Annotated in this window: 3 protein-coding genes and 1 pseudogene; 2 read left to right on the top strand and 2 right to left on the bottom strand. The window is 66.3% G+C overall.

The annotated features are described in order from the left end of the window. A pseudogene (locus sphsw_RS13130) lies at window positions 1-807 on the top strand (MFS transporter); the annotation flags it as partial. Between the two features lie 26 nt (window positions 808-833). Here sphsw_RS13130 and sphsw_RS13125 read toward each other — a convergent pair. Together sphsw_RS13125 and sphsw_RS13120 are read right to left on the bottom strand one after the other, a co-directional pair. Then, window positions 834-1,118, bottom strand: a complete 285-nt coding sequence (locus sphsw_RS13125) for a hypothetical protein (protein WP_152555491.1) — start codon at window positions 1,116-1,118, stop codon at window positions 834-836. Window positions 1,119-1,423: 305 nt separating this feature from the next. Next, on the bottom strand, window positions 1,424-3,697 hold the full coding sequence (locus sphsw_RS13120; protein ID WP_031440998.1) for a CDC48 family AAA ATPase: 2,274 nt from the start codon (window positions 3,695-3,697) through the stop codon (window positions 1,424-1,426). A gap of 277 nt (window positions 3,698-3,974) precedes the next feature. Between sphsw_RS13120 and sphsw_RS13115 the strand changes: the two genes are divergently transcribed. Beyond that, window positions 3,975-4,229 (top strand): LysR family transcriptional regulator (locus sphsw_RS13115; protein WP_031440997.1); only part of this gene is annotated, 255 nt, incomplete at its 3' end.

The following is a 4,229-nucleotide window of genomic DNA, read 5'->3' as shown; positions in this document are numbered from 1 at the left end:
ATCCTCGGGTCGGTCGGCGGACTCGAGGTAGGGCTGGCGGGCCCCGCCTTCCTGTTCGCGCTGTTCGGCGTGGCGGTGTGGATCACGGTGCGGCGGATGCTGCCCGACGACCGGATCGTCGCGCCGCATGACGACACGCACGGCGCGAGTTCGGCCTATCCATCGATCGGCGGCGCGCCGAGCGGGGCGTCGGTCACCGCCGCGACCCAGTCGCATGTCGAACAGGTCGGCTATACCGATCCGCGCATCCGCGCCTGGATGATCGCCGGGCTGGTGATGGGGCATGCGCAGGCGATGACCGGGCAGGCGATCGGGTTCCTGGTGATCGACCGGCTCAACCTTGCCCCCGCACTCGCGCTCGAGCCCACGGGGATCGTGCTGATGATGGGCGCGGGTGCAGCGCTGCTCGCGCAATGGGGAATCATTCCGCGGCTCAACCTGACCCCGCGCCAGCTCGTCCTGACCGGGCTGGTGCTGGCGGCGGCGGGCACCGCGCTGACGGGGATCGCGACCTCGCTCTACACGATCGCGACCGCCTATGCGCTGGCGAGCCTCGGCTTCGGCTTCACGCGGCCAGGCTTTACCGCTGGCGCTTCGCTCGCGGTCGGCGCGAATGCGCAAGGGTCGGTCGCGGGCAAGGTGACCAGCATCAACGGCGCGAGCTTCGTGCTCGGCCCGTCGATCGGGGTCGGACTGTACGAGGCGCAGCACTCGCTGCCCTATCTGGTCGCGGGCGCGGCGTGCGTGGTGTTGATCGGCTATGCCTGGGCGACGCTGAATGAGGCGAAGGACGCGTCGGGCGGCTGACCGAGATTCATCAGGCCGCGATTCCGCTACTTCGCCGACATTCCGATGCAGTACAGAAGCAGCGGAACCCCGATCAAGAGGATCATCAGTAACAAGTTCATCTGGATCAGTCGGTTGAGCCATTTCGGCTGCCCAGCGGAGTCCCGATCGGCCTCTTCCTTTGAATAGTCTTCGACGATTTCCATATCGAATTGCTTCGAAAAGAAACTCCTCGGACGCATCCGCAACGAGGTTTTCGGGGACAGGGCGTCTTCATCGACGTCGCGGCGCGCTGGCGAGTGATCGCCAGATTCAGAGGCTGGGCCTGACATTGCGTGGTTTCCGTATATTCGAGATCACGGGCGTGCAGCGCACCTCCCAAAGGTCAGATCGAATAAAGCCCGAACTCCAGCGGCCTATAGCCGCGAGCTCGGGCTAACCCCGTGCGGCGAGTTGGCCGGCGTGGTCGAGGAAACGCTTATGTGTCGCGGATGCGTACATGAAAGTTACATTGGACCCGTGCCCGGTAATGTCAACACATGGCACAAGATCAGGGCCATTCGGCCAGTCGACTATAGACCGCCGAATGGAACCATGCTGGCGGTAGCCCCTCTCCCGCCAAGGAGAGGGGCGATGATCACGCCGCGCCTTTACTGGGGAAGGCGAAGCCGATCGGCTGGATGGCGGTCGCGTCCTGTTTCAGGCGGGCGGCCATCTGCTCATACTCACGCTCGGTCTCGGGCGTGACGCTGGCGCGCGATTCCTTCAGCGCGTTGTCGAAATCGGCCATCGTCACGTCGGTCGAATCGATCGAGCGACGCAACGCGACAAGGCCTGCGCGGCGGACGACGTCCTCCAGATCCGCACCCGAGAACCGGTCGGTGCGGTCCGCGAGACGATCAAGATCGACGTCGGACGCGAGCGGCATCTTCTGCGTCTGGATGCCGAGGATCCGCCGGCGCCCCGCCGTGTCGGGTACGCCGACATAGACGAGCTCGTCGAACCGCCCCGGGCGCAGCAGCGCCGGGTCGATCAGATTGGGGCGGTTGGTCGCGCCGATCACGACGACCGACTGGAGTTCTTCCAGACCGTCCATCTCGGCGAGGATCGTGTTCACCACACGCTCGGTCACCTGCGGCTCGCCCGCCCCGCTGCCGCGGGCGGGTACCAGCGAATCGAGTTCGTCGATGAAGATGACGCAGGGTGCGACCTGACGCGCGCGCTGGAACAGCCGGGTGATCTGCTGCTCGCTCTCGCCATACCATTTGCTGAGCAGGTCGGACGATTTGGTGGCGATGAAATTGGCCTCCGCCTCGCGCGCGACCGCCTTTGCGAGCAACGTCTTGCCGGTCCCTGGCGGGCCGTAGAGCAGGAAGCCCTTGGCCGGGCGGATGCCCAAGCGGCGGAACGCGTCGGGATTCTTGAGCGGAAGCTCGACGCCTTCCTTCAGCCGCATCTGCGCATCGTCGAGCCCGCCGACATCGGCCCAGCGCACGGTCGGCGCCTGGACCATGACCTCACGCATCGCGGATGGCTGGACGCGCTTCAATGCACCCAGGAAATCCTCACGCGTGACCGACAGGTCGTCGAGCACCTCGGGCGGGATTGTGCGTTCCTCGAGGTTGAGCTTGGGCATGATCCGCCGCACCGCCTCGATCGCCGCCTCGCGTGCGAGCGCTGCGAGATCCGCGCCGACAAAGCCGTAGGTCGTGCGCGCCAGCTCGTCGAGATCGACACGGTCGCCGAGCGGCATGCCGCGCGCATGGATGCCGAGGATTTCGCGGCGGCCGCGCTCGTCGGGGACGCCGACGACGATCTCGCGGTCGAACCGGCCGGGACGCCTGAGCGCCTCGTCGATCGCCTCGGGACGGTTGGTCGCGGCGATCACGACGAGGTTCGCGCGCGCTTCCAGCCCGTCCATCAGCGTCAGCAGCTGCGCGACGAGACGCTTTTCCGCCTCGCCCGACACCTGCCCGCGCTTGGGCGCGATCGAATCGATCTCGTCGATGAAGACGATCGACGGTGCGGCCTTGGCGGCCTCCTCGAACACCTGGCGCAGCTTGCCTTCCGATTCGCCATAGGCCGACCCCATGATCTCGGGGCCGTTGATCAGGAAGAACTGCGCGTCGGATTCGTTGGCGACCGCGCGCGCGAGCCGCGTCTTGCCGGTACCGGGGGGGCCGTGCAGCAGCACGCCCTTGGGCGGATCGACGCCGAGACGCTGAAAGAGTTCGGGATAGCGCAACGGCAGCTCGACCATCTCGCGCAACTGGTCGATCGTCTGCGCCATGCCGCCGATATCGTCATAGGTGACGTCGGCGCGGCGCGCGTCCTGCGGCTCCTCATATTCGGGGCGCAGCTCGATCTCGGTATTCTCGTCGATATGGACGACGCCTTTGGGGCTGGCGGCGATCACTGCGAGGCGGATCTCCTGCAGCGCATAAGCGGGCGCGTTCATGAACTGCTGGACGCCCGCGGGCATGTTGCCGACGCGCTGATGCCCCGCGGTCGCGACGATGTCGCCCTGGCAGATCGGCCGGCCGAGGAACGTGCGCTTCAACGCGTTGGTCGAGCCCTGAAGCCGCAGATTCTGCTGTGCGGGTGCGAAGACGACGCGCGTCGCGGGCTTCGATTCGGCCTTGCGCACCTCGACGAAATCGCCCGAGCCGACGCCCGCATTGGCGCGCTGGAGCCCGTCGATGCGCAGGATGTCGAGCCCCTCGTCCTCCGGATACGGCCCGACCGCGCGCGCGGGCGTGTTCTGCTTGCCGAGGATCTCGATCACGTCGCCCTCGCCGATGCCGAGCGTCGCCATCAGCGCGCGCGGCAGATGCGCCAGGCCGCGGCCGCTGTCCTCGGGACGCGCGTTCGCCACCTGGATTTTCCGCGTCGGGGTTTCGCTATCGGGCATCTCGACTCCTTCAAACTCGAAGCGTGTCAGATGGGGGGCCGCCGCCGGGCTTGCGAGGACTTGAAAAGACAAAAAAAAGGGCCGGCCAATGAAGGCCAGCCCATGAAAGTTTTTAGGAGAGGATGCCTGAAAGGCGAGGTCTTTTTGCGTCGAGGCGGTTCATGTTGCAAGTGCGAATGGATCCGCTACGATTGCGCTAACTGCAATCGTAGGCTTCAATGCGGCCAATGATGCGGATCACATGCATCGAGTCGAATAAGGGAGTCGGGGAGGAATCATGCGGAGGCTGCCGCCACTCGGGGCTATCGAGGCGTTCGTCCAGGTCGCGCGGCTGGGCTCGATCAAGGCCGCCGCGGAGGAGCTGGCGCTGTCCGCGCCCGCGCTCAGCCGGCGCGTGCAGAGCCTTGAGCGCTTCATCGCCAAGCCGCTGTTCGCACGCCGGCATCAGGCGATGGTGCTGAACGCCGACGGCGAACGCCTGCTCGCGCAGATCGCGCCGGTGCTCGATTCGCTGTCGGATGCGGTCGAGTCG

Source organism: Sphingomonas sp. FUKUSWIS1, from assembly GCF_000733135.1.
Classification (GTDB): Bacteria; Pseudomonadota; Alphaproteobacteria; order Sphingomonadales; family Sphingomonadaceae; genus Sphingomonas; species Sphingomonas aerolata.
Note: the sequence above shows the minus strand (reverse complement) of the source record. Positions and strands in the feature narration are given on the sequence as shown.